Annotated in this window: 6 protein-coding genes; 2 read left to right on the top strand and 4 right to left on the bottom strand. The window is 61.4% G+C overall.

The annotated features are described in order from the left end of the window. Positions 1-89: 89 nt before the first annotated feature. Positions 90-13,088: a non-ribosomal peptide synthetase gene (locus L8H52_RS05915; RefSeq protein WP_242205598.1), complete on the bottom strand. Its 12,999-nt coding sequence runs from the start codon at positions 13,086-13,088 to the stop codon at positions 90-92. Positions 13,089-13,458: 370 nt separating this feature from the next. Here L8H52_RS05915 and L8H52_RS05910 point away from each other — a divergent pair, with 370 nt between their 5' ends. After that, positions 13,459-14,013, top strand: a complete 555-nt coding sequence (locus L8H52_RS05910; protein ID WP_242205600.1) for an RNA polymerase factor sigma-70 — start codon at positions 13,459-13,461, stop codon at positions 14,011-14,013. Positions 14,014-14,148: 135 nt separating this feature from the next. On the opposite strand, the gene L8H52_RS05905 is transcribed toward L8H52_RS05910, so the two are convergent. The 3 genes from L8H52_RS05905 to L8H52_RS05895 form a co-directional block, all read right to left on the bottom strand. Then, on the bottom strand, positions 14,149-15,162 hold the full coding sequence (locus tag L8H52_RS05905; RefSeq protein ID WP_242205602.1) for a GNAT family N-acetyltransferase: 1,014 nt from the start codon (positions 15,160-15,162) through the stop codon (positions 14,149-14,151). 87 nt (positions 15,163-15,249) lie between these two features. Then, positions 15,250-16,047 carry a transporter substrate-binding domain-containing protein gene (locus tag L8H52_RS05900; RefSeq protein WP_242205604.1) on the bottom strand — a complete coding sequence of 266 codons (798 nt, stop codon included), beginning with the start codon at positions 16,045-16,047 and terminating at the stop codon, positions 15,250-15,252. Positions 16,048-16,139: 92 nt separating this feature from the next. Beyond that, positions 16,140-16,763, bottom strand: a complete 624-nt coding sequence (locus tag L8H52_RS05895) for a TetR/AcrR family transcriptional regulator (RefSeq protein WP_242205606.1) — start codon at positions 16,761-16,763, stop codon at positions 16,140-16,142. 184 nt (positions 16,764-16,947) lie between these two features. Between L8H52_RS05895 and L8H52_RS05890 the strand changes: the two genes are divergently transcribed. Continuing rightward, positions 16,948-18,732 (top strand): acyclic terpene utilization AtuA family protein, encoded by a 1,785-nt coding sequence (locus tag L8H52_RS05890; protein WP_242205609.1) that lies wholly within the window; start codon positions 16,948-16,950, stop codon positions 18,730-18,732. The last annotated feature ends 6 nt before the right edge of the window (positions 18,733-18,738 follow it).

Below are 18,738 nucleotides of genomic sequence, written 5' to 3'. Positions count from 1 at the left end.
CGTCAACCTTGGAAATGATGCCTTGTGTGTTGATGCTGGTGCCGCCTTCGCGAGCTTGCTCGCGAAAGGGCGGTACAGTCGCTAGAGAATCAAAGCCCCTCCAGCTCTGCCATCAGATCATTCAACCGATCGACCTTCTCCTCGGTGATATCACTCGCCGCCAATCCATCAATGTACTCGGCCAGTTCCTCCACCGTGCTGCACTCGAACATCGCCCGCAACGGCACGTCACGTTGCAGGGTTTTCTGCACCCGCGAAGCGATCTGCGTGGCGAGCAACGAGTGCCCGCCCAGTTCGAAGAAGTTGTCGCGCACACCAACCTGCTCGACCTTTAACACTTCGGCCCAAATGTCGGCGAGGGTGTGCTCCAGCTCATTGCGCGGCGCCAGATAATCCTGGCTCTGCAACTGGCCGATCTCCAGCGCCGGCAAGGCTTTGCGATCCAGTTTGCCGTTGGCATTCAGCGGCAGTTGATCGAGCCACAACCAGTGCAGCGGCACCATGTATTCCGGCAGTTCGGCACGCAGGCGCTGCTTGATCCGCTCCAGTCGTTCACTCGGATTCAGCGCGCTATCAGCAGCCACCAGATAACCGACCAAGTGTTTACCGTTGACGCCTTCCTGCACACCGACCGCGCCATCGCGCACCTCCGGCTGTTCATGCAGGCGCGCTTCGATCTCGCCCAGTTCGATGCGGTAACCGCGAATCTTCACCTGATGGTCGACGCGGCCGACGTACTCCAGCACGCCGTCGCTGCGACGCCGCGCCAGGTCACCGGTGCGGTACAGGCGTTCGCCCGGCGCACCGAACGGGTTCGGCACAAACACTGGCGCAGTGCGCAGCGGATCGCTGACATAACCGCGACCAACGCCCGTGCCCGCCACGCACAACTCACCCACCGCGCCCAACGGCACCAGGTCCAGCGCGCCATCGACCAGATAGAGCAAGTTGTTGTCGGTCGGCGTGCCGATCGGCAAGTAACTGCCGCGCGTCGACGCCATGTCGACACGGAAGAACGCCACGTCATCCGAGCATTCCGCCGGGCCATAAGCGTTGACCAGACCGATCTCCGGGTAACGCAGCAGCCATTGGTGCGCCAGCTCCGGCGGCATTGCCTCACCGGTCGGCAGCATCCAGCGCAAGCCATCCAGACTCAGACGCTCCGAAGCGAGCATGCCCTGAATCAGCGACGGCACGCTCTCCAGCACGGTGATGCCCTGCGCTTGCACGTGCACCAGCAACCCTTGCGGATCGTGGGCGATGGTGTTCGGCACGATGTCCACTCGCGCGCCGAACAGCGGCGCAGCGAGGAACTGCCAGACCGAGATATCGAAGCTTTGCGAAGCAGTTTGGGCGATCACGTCGGCATCGCTCAGGTGCAGATACGGCACCTTGCTCAACTGGTTATTGAGCATGCCACGCTGCTCGACCATCACGCCTTTCGGCAGGCCGGTGGAACCCGAGGTGTAGATCACGTAGGCGAGGTTGTCGGGGCCGCTGTAAATGCCCGGATCCTGCGCCGACGTCGCCGCCGCTTGTATCTCTTCCCACACCAGCAGGCGCGGGCGATTGGCGCAGCTGAACTCATCCAGCAACGTCTGCGCTTGTTCAAAGCATGCTTTGGAGCAGACCAGCACCGGCGTGCGGCTCAGCTCGATGATGCGTTGCAGACGCTGGCTCGGCAGGCCCGGATCCAGCGGCAGATAACCCGCGCCAGCCTTGAAGCTGCCAATGATCATGCCAAGCAGATCGAGATTACGTTCGGCGAGCAATGCCACCGGTTGATCCATCTGCACACCAGCGGCGACCAGTGCATGGCCGAGTCGGTTGGCGTTCTGATTCAGTTCGGCATAGCTCTGCTGCTGATCGAGGCAACTGGCAGCGATACGTTGCGGATGCGCGGCAACCTGCGCTTCGAACAGCGCAACGTAGCTCTGCTCCAGCGGATAGTCGTGATCACTCTGGTTGCAACCGTGCAGCAGAAAGTCCTGCTCTTCCGCGCCCAGCAGCGGCAGATCGGCCATGTCGCCATGGAAGCCGTCGACCAGCGCCAGCAGCAGACGTTTGAACTCGCCGAGCATGCGCTCGATGGTCGATTCGTCGAAATAGCGCTGGTCATACGACAGGTGCAGACCGAGGTCATCGCCCGGATAGCACACCGCCGTCAGCGGGAAATTGGTGTGGGTACGGCCAGAATCCGAGGTCGCATTCAGGCTCTGCGCGCGGTCCAGCACCGAGACTTCCACCGGAGCGTTTTCGAAGACGAACAGGCTGTCAAACAGCGGCTGGCCTTTCGGCAATTCACTCTGTTCCTGAATGTTCACCAGCGGCAGATATTCGTACTCACGCAGTTGCATGTTGCTGTCGAGCAGACCGCTCAGCCACTGACGCACGCTTGAGCGCTGATCGTCCTCTGGCATCTGCACCCGCAGCGCAATACTGTTGATGAACAGACCGACGGTGCGCTGCATCTCCGGCATTTCCACCGGCCGCCCGGCGACGGTGACGCCGAACAGCACATCCCGATCACCACTCATACGCCGCAGCACCAAGGCCCACGCTGCTTGAGCAAAAGTGTTTATGGTCAGCTGATGGGCCTGCGCCAGTTCACGCAGACGCGCGCCGTCCTCGACACTCAGGCGGGTGTAGCGGTCGCCGACGATCATCCCGCCGCTTTCACCGGCATGTTCGCGCAGGAACGGACGGTCACTCGGGATCGGCGTGGTGCGTTCGAAGCCTTGCAGGTTCTGCTGCCACCACTGCCGCGCTTCGGCGAGGCTTTGACGTTGCAGCCAGCCGATGTAATCGCGGTAGCGCGGCGGCATGGCGAGTTGCGCTTCGCGCCCCTCACCCATCGCGGTATAGATTTCGAAGAAATCGTTCATCAACAGCGAACGGCACCAGGCATCGATGAGGATGTGGTGGTTGCTCATCATGAACCAGTAACGCGCCGCGCCGACCTTGATCAGGCGCAGGTGGAACGGCGCCTGATTGAGCAGATCGAACCCGGCCTCGCGCTCGTTTTTCAGCAGCGCTTGCAGCTTTGGCTCCTGCTCGGTTTCGGCAATGGCGCTCCAGTCCAGATACTCGATCGGCGTGCGACCCGGGGTGTGAATCACTTGCAGCATGTCTTCGCCGACGTTCCAGCAGAACGACGCGCGCAGCGCTTCGTGACGGGCGATCACCGCTTGCCAGGCCTGGGCGAAACGCTCGGCGTCGAGTTCACTGTTGATGCGGTAGCGATCCTGCATGTAGTACAGACCGGTGCCCGGTTCGAGCAAGGTGTGCAGCAACATGCCTTCCTGCATCGGCGTCAGCGGATAGACATCTTCGATGTGCGCGGCCGGCACCGGCAAGGCATCGAGTTGCGCCTGAGTCAGCTTGGCCAGCGGGAAGTCCGACGGCGTCAGGCCACCGGCGTCGTCTTGCAGGCAATGGGCGATCAGGCTTTGCAGTTCGCCGAGGTAGGCATCGGCCAGATCGTTGATGGTCTGCGTGTCATAACGCTCGGCGCTGAAGGTCCAGCGCAGCAGCAGTTCACCGCCGTAAACCTGACTGTCGACGCTCAACTCGTTCGGCAATGGCGCCTGCGGATCGTGCGCTGCACCGACCGGCTCATCCAGCGGACGGAATAGCGCATCGCTGCCAAAGCTCTGATCGAACTGACCGAGATAGTTGAAAGTAACCGGCGCGTGCGGCAGCGCGGCCATGCTGCGCTGGCTGAGGTCATCAGCCAGATAACGCAGCACGCCATAACCCAGACCTTTATGCGGCACGGCGCGCAGTTGTTCTTTGATCGCCTTGATCGAAGCGCCCTGCCCGGCGGCTTCTTCGATGTTGTGCGGGGTCAGGCGCAATGGATAGGCGCTGGTGAACCAGCCGACAGTGCGGGTCAGGTCGATCTCGTCGAACAGGGTTTCGCGGCCATGGCCTTCCAGCTGAACCAGCGCCGACGGCTGCCCACTCCAGCGGCAGAGTACGCGGGCCAGTGCGGTCAGCAGCAGATCGTTGACCTGCGTGCGATAAGCCGCCGGCGCCTGTTGTAGCAGCTGTTGGGTGTGCTCGGCGTCGAGGCGCACGCTGACGGTTTGTGCATGACGATTCTGCTGGCCGCCCTGCGGATTTTCGCAAGGCAAATCGGCGTTCTGACCGGCCAGTTGGGTCTGCCACCAGTCGAGTTCTTCGCGCAGGGACTCGCTGCCGGCGTAGGCCTGCAGGCGTGCCGTCCAGTCCTTGAAGGCACTGGTTTTCGCCGGCAGTTTCACCGTTTGTCCGGCGTTGAGTTGGCGATACACCGTTTGCAGATCGTCGAGCAGAACGCGCCACGACACGCCGTCTACGACCAAGTGATGGATGGCGATAAACAGGCGTTGTTGACCTTCAGGGCCATCGACCAGCACGGCACGCACCAACGGTCCTTGTTCAAGATCGAGACTGCGCTGGGCATCAGCGAACAGCGCTTCGCACTTGTCCATCGAAGTGACGCGCACTTGCCACAACACCACCGCATCGGAAACCGGTTGATGCGTCGCTTGCCATTGGCCGTCGGCCTCGCTGAAGCGCAGGCGCAAGGCGTCATGCTGCTCGATCACCGCCAGCAGCGCCTGCTCCAGACGATGCGGTTCCAGCGGCACGGTCGGTTCCAGCAACAGCGCCTGGTTCCAGTGCTGACGCTCAGGAATTTCAGTGTCGAAGAACCAGTGCTGAATCGGCGTCAGACGCGTTTCACCGGTCACCAGACCTTGCTCGGCCGTCACTTGTTCGGTGCGGCTGGCCACAGCGGCGAGGGTTTGCACGGTCTGATGCTGGAACAGATCACGCGGGCTGAAATGAATGCCCTGCTGGCGTGCACGGCTGACCACTTGAATCGACAGAATCGAGTCGCCACCAAGTTCGAAGAAGTTGTCGTTGAGACCGACCTGTTCGACGTTGAGCACTTCGCACCAGATCTGCGCCAGAGTGATTTCCAGTTCGTTGCTCGGGGCAACGTAGTCCTGACGATTCAACTCAGGGTCCGGCGCCGGCAAGGCGCGACGGTCGAGTTTGCCGTTGGCAGTCAGCGGCATGCTCGCCAGCAGAATCAGGTGCGTCGGCACCATGTAATCCGGCAATTGCACCTTGAGGTGCGATTTCAGCGCCTCACGTAGCTCAGCCTGTTTCGTTTCGCTTTGCTCGGCGATTTCGGTGACGAGGTAACCCACCAATTGTTTGCCGCTTGGCGCATCGAGGGCGAGCACCACGGCTTCGCGGATCGAGTCGTGATCGAGCAGGCGCGTTTCGATTTCGCCCAGTTCGATGCGGAAACCGCGGATTTTCACCTGATGGTCGATCCGCCCAAGGTATTCCACCAGGCCATTGGCACGTTGGCGCACCAGGTCGCCGGTGCGGTACATGCGCCCGCCGTCGGTGGCGAACGGGTCAGCGACAAAACGCTCGGCGGTGATGCCCGGACGGTCGTGATAGGCCTGCGCCAGACCGGCGCCGCCGACGAACAGTTCACCGGTCGCGCCTTGCGGCACCAACGCCAGATCGGCGTCGAGAATGTAGGCGACACGCGCGCCAATCACGCTGCCGATCGGCACACTGCCGGCGCCCTCTTCCAGCACCTCTGGCGCCAGACTGGCCAAGGGCATGACCACGGTTTCCGTCGGGCCGTAAGCGTTGAAAAACATCGACGGTTTGAACGCCGCGCGAATCCGTTGCAGATGCTCGCCGGTCAGCGCTTCGCCACCGGTGATGATCATGCGCACCGGCAAAATTTCGTTTTGCGTCGAGAGGAACTGCGCCAACTGGCTGCCATAGCTCGGGGTGAAGCCGAGCACGTTGATTTTATGCGCACGGATCAGACCGCAGATTTCTTCTGCGTCCCACTGACCTTGTGCTCGCAATACCACTTGCGCGCCGCTGAGCAGCGGCACCAACAGACGCTCGGTCGCGGCGTCGAAGTTGATCGAATAGAAGTGCAGTTCGCAGTCATCCGGACGCATGGCAAACCGTTCGATCACGGCTTGGCAGTGCATGGCGATTTCGCCGTGGGAAACCACCACGCCTTTCGGCTTGCCGGTCGAACCCGAGGTGTAAATCAAGTAGGCCTGATGCTGCGGCAGGCTGATAAATGGCAGCTCGCTGGCCGGGTAAGCGGCGAGTGCCGCGCTGTCATCTTCCAGGCACCAGCGCACCACATTTGGCGGCAGATCGCCGAGGGCTTTGAACATCGCTCGATCGCTGAGCAGCAAACCAATGCGGCTGTCTTCGATCATGTAATGCAGACGGTCGAGCGGGTATTCCGGGTCCAACGGCACATACGCGCCGCCAGCCTTGAGAATCGCCAGCAGGCCAACGACCATCTCCAGCGAACGCTCCAGCGCCAGACCCACGCGCACTTGCGGGCCGACGCCACGCTCACGCAAAGCCCAGGCCAGACGATTGGCACGGGCATCGAGTTCGGCGTAGCTCAGGGTCTGCCCGGCGAAGGTCAGGGCCGGCGCGTCTTTACGCGCCAGCGCCTGTTCGGCGAACAGGTGATGAATGCACTGGTCGAGACGGTGCTCGCCCGGCTCGATGCCGAGGCTTTCGAGCAGCTGTTGTTGTTCAGGTTGATCGAGCAGCGGCAATTCGCTGAGACGTTGTTGCGGATCGGCGATCAGCGCTTCGAGCAGATTGCGCCAATGTCTGGCCATGCGCGCGATGGTCGGCTCGTCGAACAGATCGGTGCTGTAAGTCAGGCAGCAACCGAGGCGATGGTCGAGGTCGGTGACTTCCAGATTGAGGTCGAACTTGGTCGCCCGCGCATCGTTGGCCAGGTACTCGACGGTCATGCCGGCGAGCATGCGGCTCTGCTGGAATTCCCAGCGCTGCACGTTGCACATCACCTGGAACAGCGGGTTGTACGCGGCGCTGCGCGGCGGTTGCAAGGCTTCGACCAAATGATCGAAAGGCAGATCCTGATGCGACTGGCCTTCGATCACGGTGTGACGCACCTGCTCGAACAATTCGCCGACCGACATCATGCCGTCGAGCTGGCAACGCAGCACCTGTGTATTGAGGAACGCACCGATCAGCCCTTCGCTTTCCGGGCGGATGCGGTTGGCCACCGGCGCGCCGATGCGCAGATCGGTCTGGCCGCTGTAGCGGTAAAGCAGCGTGGCGAGCGCGGCGGTCATGGTCATGAACAGGGTCAGACCGTTTTGCGCATTGAACGCACGAACCCGTGCGGCGAGGTCATCGCTCAGGTCGAAGCGGAACAGTTCGCCCTGATGGCTTTGCACTGGCGGACGCGGCCGATCGCCCGGCAATTCCAGCAATGGATGTTCGCGGCCGAGTTGTGCGGTCCAGTAGTCGAGCTGACGCTGACGCTCGCCGGATTCCAGCCAGTTACGCTGCCAGACGCTGTAGTCGAGGTACTGCACCGGCAAGGGTTCGAGCGGCGAATCGCGGTCATCGACAAACGCTTCGTACAACGCACTGAGTTCGCGGGCGAAGATGTCCATCGCCCAGCCTTCAGTGACGATGTGGTGCAGGGTCAGCACGAAGTAATGCTCGTGTTCGGCAGTCTTGACCAGACAGGCGCGCAGCAGCGGACCGGTTTCCAGATCGAACGGCAGATGCGCTTCTTCATCGGCCAGTTGCTGAACCTGTTGCTCACGCACATCGGCGGCAAGTTTTGAGAAATCCTTCCAGCCCATGCGCACGCCGGTTTCGGCATGCACCTGCTGACGGGCAACGCCGTCGACACTCGGGAACGTGGTGCGCAGGGTTTCATGGCGCAGGATCAGCGCTTGCAGTGCGGCCTCGAAACGCTCGACATGCAGGACGCCACGCAGACGCGCCATGCCGCCGACGTTGTACGCCGGGCTGTCCGGTTCCATCTGCCAGAGAAACCACATGCGCTGTTGCGAGTAAGACAACGGTACCGGTTGGCTGCGGTCGACCTTGTCGATTGGCGGCTGTTTATTGGTGCGGCCGCTGACCTGGATCAAGCGGATTTGCTCGGCGAAATCTCCGAGTTCGCTGTGCTCGAACAACGCACGCAACGGCAGTTCGACGTCACAGGCCTGACGGCTGCGCGAGATGATTTGCGTGGCCAGCAACGAATGACCGCCGAGGGCGAAGAAGTCGTCGCGCAGACCAACCTGGCTCAGGCCAAGTACTTCGCGCCAGATCGCGGCAATCTGTTGTTCCAGTTCGGTCACCGGTTCGACGTGTTCACGCACTTGCCATTGCGGTTCGGGCAAGGCGCGGCGGTCCAGTTTGCCGCTGGGGCTCAGGGGCATTTCGTCCAGACGCATCAGTTGCGCCGGGACCATGTATTCGGGCAGCTCGGCGGCCAGAGCAGTTTTCAGTCGAGTGATTTGCCCATCGTGATCTTCGTGGGTATCGGTCGCGGTGAAGTAGCCGATCAGTTGCGCACCGCCAGCAGTTTCGCGTACCAGCACCACGGCTTGGGCGACGCCGTCCTGGGCGAGCAGGCGCGCTTCGATCTCTTCCGGTTCGACGCGGAAGCCACGCAGTTTGACCTGCTGATCGAGGCGGCCGAGGTATTCGATCACGCCATCGGATGTCCAACGTGCGCGGTCACCGGTGCGGTACAACCGCGCGCCTTGCTCGCCCAATGGATCGACCACAAAGCGTTCAGCGGTCAACGATGGACGGCCGAGGTAACCACGAGCCAGACCGACGCCGCTGATGCACAGTTCACCCGGTACACCGGCCGGCACTGGATTGAGCTCGGCATCGAGCACACGGCAGATCACGTTACCCAGCGGCCGGCCAATCGGCGAGCGCTCGCCATCGGCAGTGGTGCAATGCCAATGGGTGACGTTGATCGCGGTTTCGGTCGGGCCATAACGGTTGTGCAATTGCACGGCGGGCAGTTGCGCGATTACGCGATTGCGCAGTTCGGCCGGCAGCGCTTCACCGCCGGAGAACACGCGGCGCAGGCTGGTGCATTCGGCGCTCAACGGCTCGTCGATGAACAGCGAGAGCAGCGGCGGCACAAAGTGCAGCGTGGTCACGCCATGCTCTTGAACAAGCTGCGCAATGCGATGCGGATCGCGGTGTTCACCGGGACCGGCGATCAGCAGACGAGCACCGGTGATCAACGGCCAGAAGCATTCCCACACCGACACGTCGAAACTGATCGGGGCCTTTTGCATCAGCACATCGGTTTCATTGAGAGCGTATGCGTTCTGCATCCATTGCAAACGTTCGGCCAGTGCCGCGTGGGTGTTGCCGACGCCTTTCGGTTGGCCGGTGGAACCCGAGGTGTAAATCACGTAAGCGAGGTTGTCGCCGTGCAAGTGCAGGCCTGGTGCCTGGCTCGGCCAGTTTTCCAGGTGCAAAGCGTCCATGGCGATCACGCTGACGCCGTCGCTGGCCGGCAAGCGCTCAAGCAACTCCGTTTGCGTCAGGAGCAATTCGACGCCGCTGTCGCTGAGCATGTAGGCCAGTCGATCGGCCGGGTAATCCGGGTCGAGCGGCACATAAGCGCCGCCAGCCTTGATGATCGCCAACAGGCCGATCAACAGTTGTGGCGAACGCTCGGCGGCAATGGCCACGCAGACATCCGGGCCGACGCCTTTGTCGCGCAGATAATGGGCGAGGCGGTTGGCCTGGGTGTGCAGTTCGGCGAAGTCGAGACTACCGCCGTCCCATACCAGCGCGATGCGCTCCGGGGTCAGCCGCGCTTGTTCGTTGAGCAGTTCCGGCAGCCATTGTTGCGCCGGGGTGCAGGGGGCAACGCCCCAGTCTTTTTGCTGAGCGTGCTCGCTGGCGGTGAGCAGTTGCAGATCGCCGATGGCTTGCTCCGGACGTTCGCAGACTTCGCGCAACAGGTTGCTGAAGTGCTCGGCCAGACGCGCAATGGTCGTGGCAGCGAACAGTTCGCTGGCATAGTCGAACGACAAGGTCAGCCGCCCGTTGCGGTCTTCTTCGCTATGCAATTGCAGATCGAACTTGGCTTCGCGGCTGTGCCACGGCAGTTCTTCGGCGAGCAGTCCCGGCAGGCGCTTGAGTGCACTCAGATCGCGCTGCTGGTGGTTGAACATGACCTGGAACAGGCCTTGTTCGCGGGCCTGCGGGAAGGCTTCGAGCAGTTGTTCAAAGGGCAGATCCTGATTCGCTTGCGCACCGAGTGCGGCTTGGCGTGTCTGGGCTAACAGCTCAACAAACGGCAGGCGCGAATCGATCTCGGCGCGCAGCACCTGGGTGTTGATGAAGAAGCCGATCAGGCCTTGAGTTTCCAGACGCGGACGGTTGGCATTCGGCACGCCGATGCGGATGTCGCGCTGACCGCTGTAGCGATGCAGCAAGCTCTGGAATGCCGAGAGCAGCAACATGAATGGCGTCGATTGATGCGCCTGAGCCGTGTTGCGGATCGCCTCGCTGAGGCTGGCGTCCAGCCGCACGGTGTGACGCTCGGCACTGTGAACATGCTGTGCCGAACGCGGGGAGTCAGTGGCCAGCTCGAGGGTCGGATGCTCGTCGCCCAACTGCGCTTTCCAGTACGCCAGTTGCCGCTCGCCCTCGCCTTGCGCCAGCCATTGGCGCTGCCAACTGCCGTAGTCGGCGTACTGGGTTGGCAGCGGCGCAAGGGTCGCTGTTGCGCCTTGCGTAGCGGCGGCGTACAGGCGCGAGAACTCGTCGATCAACACGTTCAGCGACCAGCCGTCGGCGATGATGTGGTGCAGGGTCACCAGCAGTTGGTGATCTTCGTCGTCGAGACGTACCAGCGTCACCCACAGCAGCGGGCCTTTTTCCAGGTCGAACTGAGTGCGTGCTTCGTCTTCGCGGATTTGCTGCGCGCGGGCTTCACGCTCATGGGCCGACAGGTCGCTGATGTCGATCAGTTGCAGATTGAATTCGGCGGCGGCATCGACTTGTTGCAGGGCCACGCCGTCGCGCTCGAAGAAGCGTGTACGCAGAGATTCGTGGCGTTCGATCAGTTGCTGGAAGCTGGCGCGCAAGGCGTCTTCGTCCAGTTCGCCGCGCAAACGCAGGGCACCGGGAATGTTGTAGGCGCTGCTCTGCGGGTCGAGTTGCCAGGTAATCCACAGACGGTTTTGTGCCAGCGATTGCGGCATCGGCTCGCTGCGCGACAGTGCGGTGATTGCACCTTGCGCGCTGCCGCCGTCCTGCTGTTGTTGCGCGACAGCAGCGGCGAACGCGGCCAGCGTTGGCGCTTCGAAGAGCAGGCGCAGGTTCAGCTCGAGCGCGAGTTTTTCGCGGACGCGGGCGATGACCTGGGTGGCGGCGATCGAGTTGCCGCCAAGCAGGAAGAAGTGATCGTCGGCGTTGACTTGCTTGACGTTGAGTTGCTCGGCCCAGATTTTGCCGATCAGTGCTTCGAGCTCGGATGCGCTGGTGGTCGACTCTTGGCTTTCGGACGCCGTCGAAGGGAACACTGCGTAGCTGTCGAGACTGCCATCGGCCAGGCGATTGCGACACGCCGAACGCTGCAATTTGCCGCTGGAGGTTTTCGGCAGCGCACCCGGATTGAGCAGCACCACCACGCTTGGTGCCTCCTGATACGCCTCGGCTACCGCTTGGCGAATGGCTTTGATCAAGGCTTCCGGGGGGAGGATTTTCTGCACGCTGCGGCTGATTTCTGCGGCAATGCCGATGCCCTCTTCACCGTCCTGACTAACGGCAAATGCGGCGACGCGGCCCTTGCGCACCACTTCCACTTCGTTCTCGACGGTCTTCTCGATGTCCTGCGGATACAGGTTGTGGCCACGCACGATCAGCATGTCTTTCAGGCGACCGGTGATGAATAACTCACCGTTGCGCATGAAGCCGAGGTCACCGGTGCGCAACCAGGTACGGCCGGCGTGCTGAACGAAAGTCTTGGCGCTGGCTTCGGGGTTGCGCCAGTAACCGAGGGCAATGCTCGGGCCGGTGGCCCAGACTTCACCGACCGCGTTGTCGGCCAGTTCATCGAGGCTGCTCGGCTCGACGATCAGCACCGCGTGTTCCGGTTGGCTGATGCCGCAACTCATGATCGGGCTGCCTTCGCCCGGCTCGGCGCGATTTTGCGCCAAAGCCTGATCGTCGACGCACAGTGCCGGGATGCCGGTGCCGCGCGGGGTGCCGGCGACAAACAGCGTAGCCTCGGCCAGACCGTACGAGGCCATGAAGCTGTCTGCGCTGAAACCGCTCGCGGTGAACTTCTCGGCGAAGCGTTCAAGGGTGTCGAGACGGATCGGTTCGGAGCCGGAGTACGCCACGCGCCAACGGCTCAGATCGAGACGTTCGAGGGCCGACTCACTGACCCGTTCGCTGCACAAGCGATAAGCGAAGTCCGGCCCGCCGCTGATGGTGCCACCGTATTGGCTGATCGCTTCGAGCCAGCGCAATGGCCGGCCGAGGAAGTAAGCAGGCGACATCAGGATGCACGGCACGCCGCTGAAAATCGGCTGCAGCAGACCGCCGATCAAACCCATGTCGTGATACAGCGGTAGCCAGCTGACGATCACGTCATCAGGGTTCACATCGATGCCAAAACCGTGACGGATCAGCAGTTCGTTGGCGACCAGATTGCCGTGACTGACTTGCACGCCTTTGGGCAACGCGGTGGAGCCGGAGGTGTATTGCAGGAAGGCGATGTGGTCTGGCGGCAGGTTCGGCTCAACCCAGTTTTGCGCCAAGGCGCTGTTGAGGTTGTCGACACACAGCAACGGCGGCGCGCCTTCGATTTGCTGCAAGGCGTCGCGCAGGTCGGCGCTGGTCAGCAGCAGACGCGGTTCGGCGTCGGCAATGATCGACAGCAAACGCTCCTGATGGTGACGACGCGCGGATTCCGGCGGATAGGCCGGCACCGCGATCACCCCTGCGTACAGGCAACCAAAAAACGCCGCGACGTAATCCGGACCGCTCGGAAACAGCAGCACCGCGCGATCACCGAATTCTGCGTCAGCCTGCAATGCGGCGGCGATGGTGCGCGCGCGCTCATCCAGTTCGCGATAGCTGAGCACCACAGCCTGCTCTGGGTTTTCGGCAAGAAAACGCAAGGCCAGTTGATCCGGCGTCAGGGCCGCACGGCGCTGAAGGGCCTGGACCAGGGTGCTGGGGAGTTCGAACGCGTCGGTCATGAGGTTTCCTGCCTGAATTCGGCTTGCTAGTGGAATCGGGTTGCTGCGTCACGCCCCTCACAGGGCGTGCAGGGCGCGGTCTGTGCCGACCGCGCAAGGCATTGGAATGCTGTCTGGCCGGGTGCTTTACCCGGAACCATTCACCAATGAGAACGGATGACGTCTTGAAATAATTAGTCGGCAGGCTGGATCGCCAACGGGGCTGGGGTGTGGCGGCGTGTCGCAGTTCTCACATTGCACCGATTTGGATCATTAATTTTCTTTCTCAATTGACAATCATTATCATTCAACATAATTTGTCGCTCGATGTGTAGGACGGCCCCGTCCCCGAAGGCGTCCCACTAACCTATTTGGCAGCAAGGTGATTTCCATGACGGAACAAGTATCCACAAGCAAGTGCGATTCACCGCTACTTCAGGCATTCGTCGACAATCGACTGATTCTGGTCAAGATTGCAGCCCGCATTACCGGCTGCCGGTCACGCGCCGAAGATGTGGTGCAGGATGCGTTTTTCCGATTGCAATCGGCGCCACCGATCACGTCGTCGATCAAAGCGCAACTGAGCTATCTGTTCCAGATCGTGCGCAACCTCGCCATCGATCACTACCGCAAGCAGGCGCTTGAGCAGAAGTACTCCGGCCCTGAAGAGGAAGGGCTGAACGTGGTTATTCAAGGTGCTTCGCCGGAAACCTCGCACATCAACTTTTCGACCCTGGAAAACATCGCCGACGCACTGACCGAGCTGCCTGGCCGCACCCGTTATGCGTTCGAGATGTACCGCCTGCACGGCGTGCCGCAAAAGGACATCGCCAAGGAACTCGGCGTGTCGCCGACCCTGGTCAACTTCATGATCCGTGATGCACTGGTGCACTGCCGCAAGGTCTCGGGCAGTCGTCGGGATGCGGTGATTGCGGGTCGTCGCTAAGATCTGAATTCGGCGTCAAGCCATTCGCGAGCAAGCTCGCTCCCACATGGGTTCTGCGTACACAGATCCAATGTGGGAGCGAGCTTGCTCGCGAAGGCGGACTTGAATCCGCCATAGATCTCAAGCCCTGCGACCTCAGGCCAACCTGCACCGATCAAAAAACCGCTCACGCCCCAGAATCATCAGCGCCGCGCGCTTGTGCGGAAAGTCGAACTCTTTCTCACAGTGAAAGCACTGATTCTGCATATGGCCGATCATCTTCGCGTTGTCGGCGCGAGGTTCGGCAACTACGCGTTGCGTGCGCGGATCATCCAGAAACAGGTAATGCACCAGCGCCGATAACCAGCTCGCCACTTTGTGCGGGCCGCGATGATCTTCCTCGCCGACCAGCATGTGAATGCCACGATCGTAATTGTCGGCATCGTAGAACGGCGCAATGCGATCTTCCTTGGCCCAGTAGGCTTCGAAATAGGCGAACGGCTGATCATCGAAGCAGCCGATCAAGGTCAGCGTGTGCGGGTCGGCATCGAGCTTGCTCAGGTATTCGCGGTGCTTCTCGAGACTGCCCTCTTCCTGCCAGAAACTGGCCACGCGCGGGCTGTTCTGCCAGCGGTTGAAGCGCGGCAGGTCTTCTTCGATTTCGACGGTGCGCAGGGAAATCCACGCACCCAGACGCGCATCGAAACGCCGATAGACCTCTCCGCGCGGCTTCACCGGGCGTAGCGGATGACGCTTGCCTTGGCTGATGACCATTTGCTGTGGATAGCTGCCGGCCAACGAGGTGCCAAGCCACGGTTGCGGCAGCTGCCAGAACAGCGTGCGTTCGCAGCGATATTCGCCAGCCACTTCGGTGCTCACCAGCAAGCCACTGCGCAAGGCTTCGGTCGGCGGCTGATCCAGTTGCCAGGTCAATTGCTGGCATGCCGGATCCCGCGCGAACAGCCAGTAACAGGCTGCCCACAACGCCTGCCCGGGTGGCAGTGCAAAGCGCTCATCGAGCTGGATCGACCCCTTGGCCTCCCGATCAAGGCGCAAGCGAATCAGCGGTTGCCCGTCCAGGCTCAGGCTCAGACGGCTTTCAGTGGCATCAGCGATCAGTTGACTGCCCGAAGGCAAGGCCAGGGCAGTCAGTTCATTCAGATTGGACATGGGTCGGGCTCACGATAATCGTCGACAGTTCAACGATGGGACGTGAGCCGAGAAAGGAAATTTAGGCTTTACCGAGAAATCAGCGCCTCAGTGATGAGGCACCGGCACCACCGCAATCTTGTACGGATCGAATATTTTCAGCATTTCACCATTGTCGCGCAGCCCTTGCAGCAGCTTGCCAAACGCTGCGCCGCTGATCGGCGCCGTCGGGCGAAGAATCGCGTAGTGGTGATAGACCTGATCGATGCGCTGCGAGACCAGCAACTCATCGCGCACCTTTTCGTTACGCAGCAGGTAATCGAACAGATAGGAACGCGTCACCAGGGCGATATCCGCTCGCGAACGCAGGACCATCAGCAGATTGCTGTCGTGGGAATAGGTCAGCGTGGCGTCGTAATTCTGAGCCAGATACTTGGGGTCGGCGTTGAAGTTGGCGAATTCATAGTGATAACCGCTGAACAGCGCCAGGCGCTTGCCGGTGAGGTCGGCAAAGTAGTTCTGCTGACGACCGTCTTCGCGTTGCGCGACGAAAATTTCCGCGTCTTCAAGACCCATGTCGACGTCGGTGTGCGGGATGTCTTTCCAGCCCCAATCGGGATTCTCGAAAATCGCCATGTCGATCCGGCCTTGCTTGAAGTCGCCGAAACGCCGGGGGATCGAAGTGGGCACAAGGACGAACTGATAGTCGCTTTGCAGGCGATTGAGGGCCTCGACCAGTTGCGGCAAGAGGCCGGTGTCGGCACCGCTTTCCGGGCGAATGGTGTAAGGCGGAAAATGCGCCGCGCCGACCCGAACCAATTGCGCTGCCTGAGCGGGCAATACCCAGAATGCAGCCAGCGCTGCGAGCATCAACCCCGCGGCCGTCCGAATTGGCAAAGACTTCAAAACACCCCACTCCCCGAAAAAATACCGACCAATGCATTCAAGCTAGGCGGTTTCGCCCAGTTAGCCAGTTTCCCGGCTGGATAGAAAGTGCTTCAACGTTCTTCGAGGACCAGAATCAACGCCTCGTCGGCCAGTTGATCAAGGCTCAAACTGCCGCCGGCACGGAACCATGTGGTCGTCCATGACAGTGCGCCAGTGAGGAAACGTCGAGTAATAAATACATCGCCACGGATAAATCCGGCGTCCTTGGCCTCACCCAGCACTTGCAGCCAGATCTCTTCGTAAACATCGCGCAGCGCCAGCACTTGGGCCTGCCCCTCTTCGGACAGCGAACGCCACTCATAGACCAACACCGCCATGGCTTCACCGCTGCCGCCCATGATCGACTGCAATTCGCAGCGAATCAGTGCCAGCACGCGCTCGCGCACGTCAGCGGCGTCGGCCAGCGCCGCGCGCATCAGTGCCGTGTTGTAGCGGATGGTTTCTTCCATCACCGCGCGGAGGATTTCATCCTTGCTTTTGAAGTGATGAAAAATGCTCCCGGACTGGATGCCGACGGCGCCGGCCAGATCGCGCACCGTGGTGCGCTCGTAGCCTTTGTTGCGAAACAGGTGAGCCGCCACTTGCAGCAATTTGCCACGGGCGCTGTCGGGGTCAGTCAACTGGCCTTCGTCGACCAAATCACGCATGACCCTCAGGGCTTTTTGCTCGTCCACCCGTTCTCTCCTACAGTCGATCAGTCTGTTGCCCCCTGAAACCGCAGGGTTGCGCGCAATTTAAGCCGCCAGCGGCAACCAAGCAAGCGCTTGGGCAGAAGATAGTTTCAACTGTTTACAAACCAAGCGCTTGCTTGGTAGCCTCCAGACACTTCTGTCGCAGGTTGCTGAGTCGGAGATAAAAATGCCCACCACCGTTCGCATCGGATGCGCCAGTGCATTCTGGGGAGATACGTCCACCGCCGCCGCGCAGTTGGTGGAAGGCGGCGAACTGGACTATCTGGTGTTCGACTACCTCGCCGAGATCACCATGTCGATCATGGCCGGCGCACGCATGAAGGACCCGCAGGCGGGCTTCGCCAGTGACTTCATCGAAATCCTCACGCCCCTGCTACCGCAATTGGCCGAGCAGAACATCCGCGTGATCAGCAACGCCGGCGGAGTCAATCCGCAAGCCTGCGCCGCCGCTCTGCAAGCGGCGTGCGACAAGGCCGGCATTGCGCTGAAAATCGCCGTGTTACTGGGCGATGACCTGCAACCACAACTCAAACAGTTAAGCGCCATCAGCGAAATGTTCAGCGGCGCCCCGCTGCCACCGATGTGTGTGTCGACCAACGCCTACCTTGGCGCACCGGGCATTGTCGAGGCCTTGCGCCTGGGCGCCGACATTGTCATCACCGGTCGCGTGGTCGACAGCGCCGTGGTCAGTGCCGCCCTGGTGCACGAATTCGGCTGGTCGTGGCACGACTACGACAAACTCGCCCAGGCCGCGCTGGCCGGGCACATCATCGAATGCGGCGCGCAATGCACCGGCGGCAATTTCACCGATTGGCGCGAGGTGCCGGACTACGAACACATCGGCTTTCCGATCGTGGAAGTCAGCGTCGACGGCCAATTTATCGTCAGCAAGCCTGAAGGCTCCGGCGGACTGGTCACGCCGCTGACCGTTGGCGAGCAAATGCTGTACGAAATCGGTGATCCTCAGGCTTATCTGTTGCCCGACGTGGTTTGCGATTTCAGCGAGGTCAAACTTCAGCAGCAAGGCAAAAACGTGGTGCACGTGCACGGCGCCAAAGGTCTGCCGCCGAGCGACAAATACAAGGTCAGCGCCACTTACCCGGACGGTTTTCGCTGCACCGCCAGTTGTCTGATTGCCGGCATTGATGCGGTGGACAAGGCACGGCGTGTCAGCCAGGCGATCATCGCCAAAACGGCGGAGATGTTCAGCCAGCGTGGCTGGGCGCCCTACAGCGAAACCGACATCGAACTGCTCGGCAGCGAGGCCACCTATGGCCCCCACGGTCAGCGTCACGACAGCCGTGAAGTGGTGATCAAACTCGCCGTGCGTCACCCGAACAAACAGGCATTGATCCTGTTTTCCCGGGAAATTGCCCAGGCCGCGACCGGTATGGCGCCGGGGTTGACCGGTATCGTCGGCGGGCGGCCCACGGTGTATCCGCTGATTCGGCTGTTCTCGTTCCTGATCGATAAAAGTGCCTGCACCCTGCAAATCGACATGGCCGGTAAAAGTCATCCTTGCCCCCTGCCCTCACTGGTCGCACTCGACAGTGACGATTTGCCGATTGCCCACCAGCCAGCCAAACCCCAAGGTCGCGCCGATGCCAGCGTCGCGCTGGTAAAACTGGCCGTGGCGCGCTCCGGAGACAAAGGCAATCACAGCAACATCGGCGTGTTGCCGCGCCAACCCGAATACCTGCCATGGATCGCCGAAGCGCTGACCCCGGCCGTGATCGTCGACTGGATGAGCCATGTACTCGATCCGATCCACGGCCGGGTCGAGCGCTGGTATCTGCCGGGCACCCACAGCCTGAATTTTCTATTGGAAAACGCCCTCGGCGGCGGTGGCGTGGCCAGCCTGCGCATCGACCCGCAAGGCAAAGCCTTCGCCCAGCAACTTTTGGAAATCCAGATCCCGGTGCCGCAGAGCATCGCCAAACAGCTCGACTAGAGGATG

It is taken from the genome of Pseudomonas sp. CROZ-RG-20F-R04-15, assembly GCF_022662375.1.
Taxonomy (GTDB): Bacteria; Pseudomonadota; Gammaproteobacteria; order Pseudomonadales; family Pseudomonadaceae; genus Aquipseudomonas.
The sequence above is the reverse complement of the archived record's forward strand: the minus strand, read 5'-3'. Positions and strand labels throughout refer to the sequence as shown.

Excerpts from the sequence above, each read along its gene's own strand:
- L8H52_RS05890 (WP_242205609.1), top strand. The coding sequence starts at position 16,948 with ATGCCCACCACCGTTCGCATCGGATGCGCCAGTGCATTCTGGGGAGAT.
- L8H52_RS05905 (WP_242205602.1), bottom strand. The coding sequence starts at position 15,162 with ATGTCCAATCTGAATGAACTGACTGCCCTGGCCTTGCCTTCGGGCAGT.
- L8H52_RS05915 (WP_242205598.1), bottom strand. The coding sequence starts at position 13,088 with ATGACCGACGCGTTCGAACTCCCCAGCACCCTGGTCCAGGCCCTTCAG.
- L8H52_RS05910 (WP_242205600.1), top strand. The coding sequence starts at position 13,459 with ATGACGGAACAAGTATCCACAAGCAAGTGCGATTCACCGCTACTTCAG.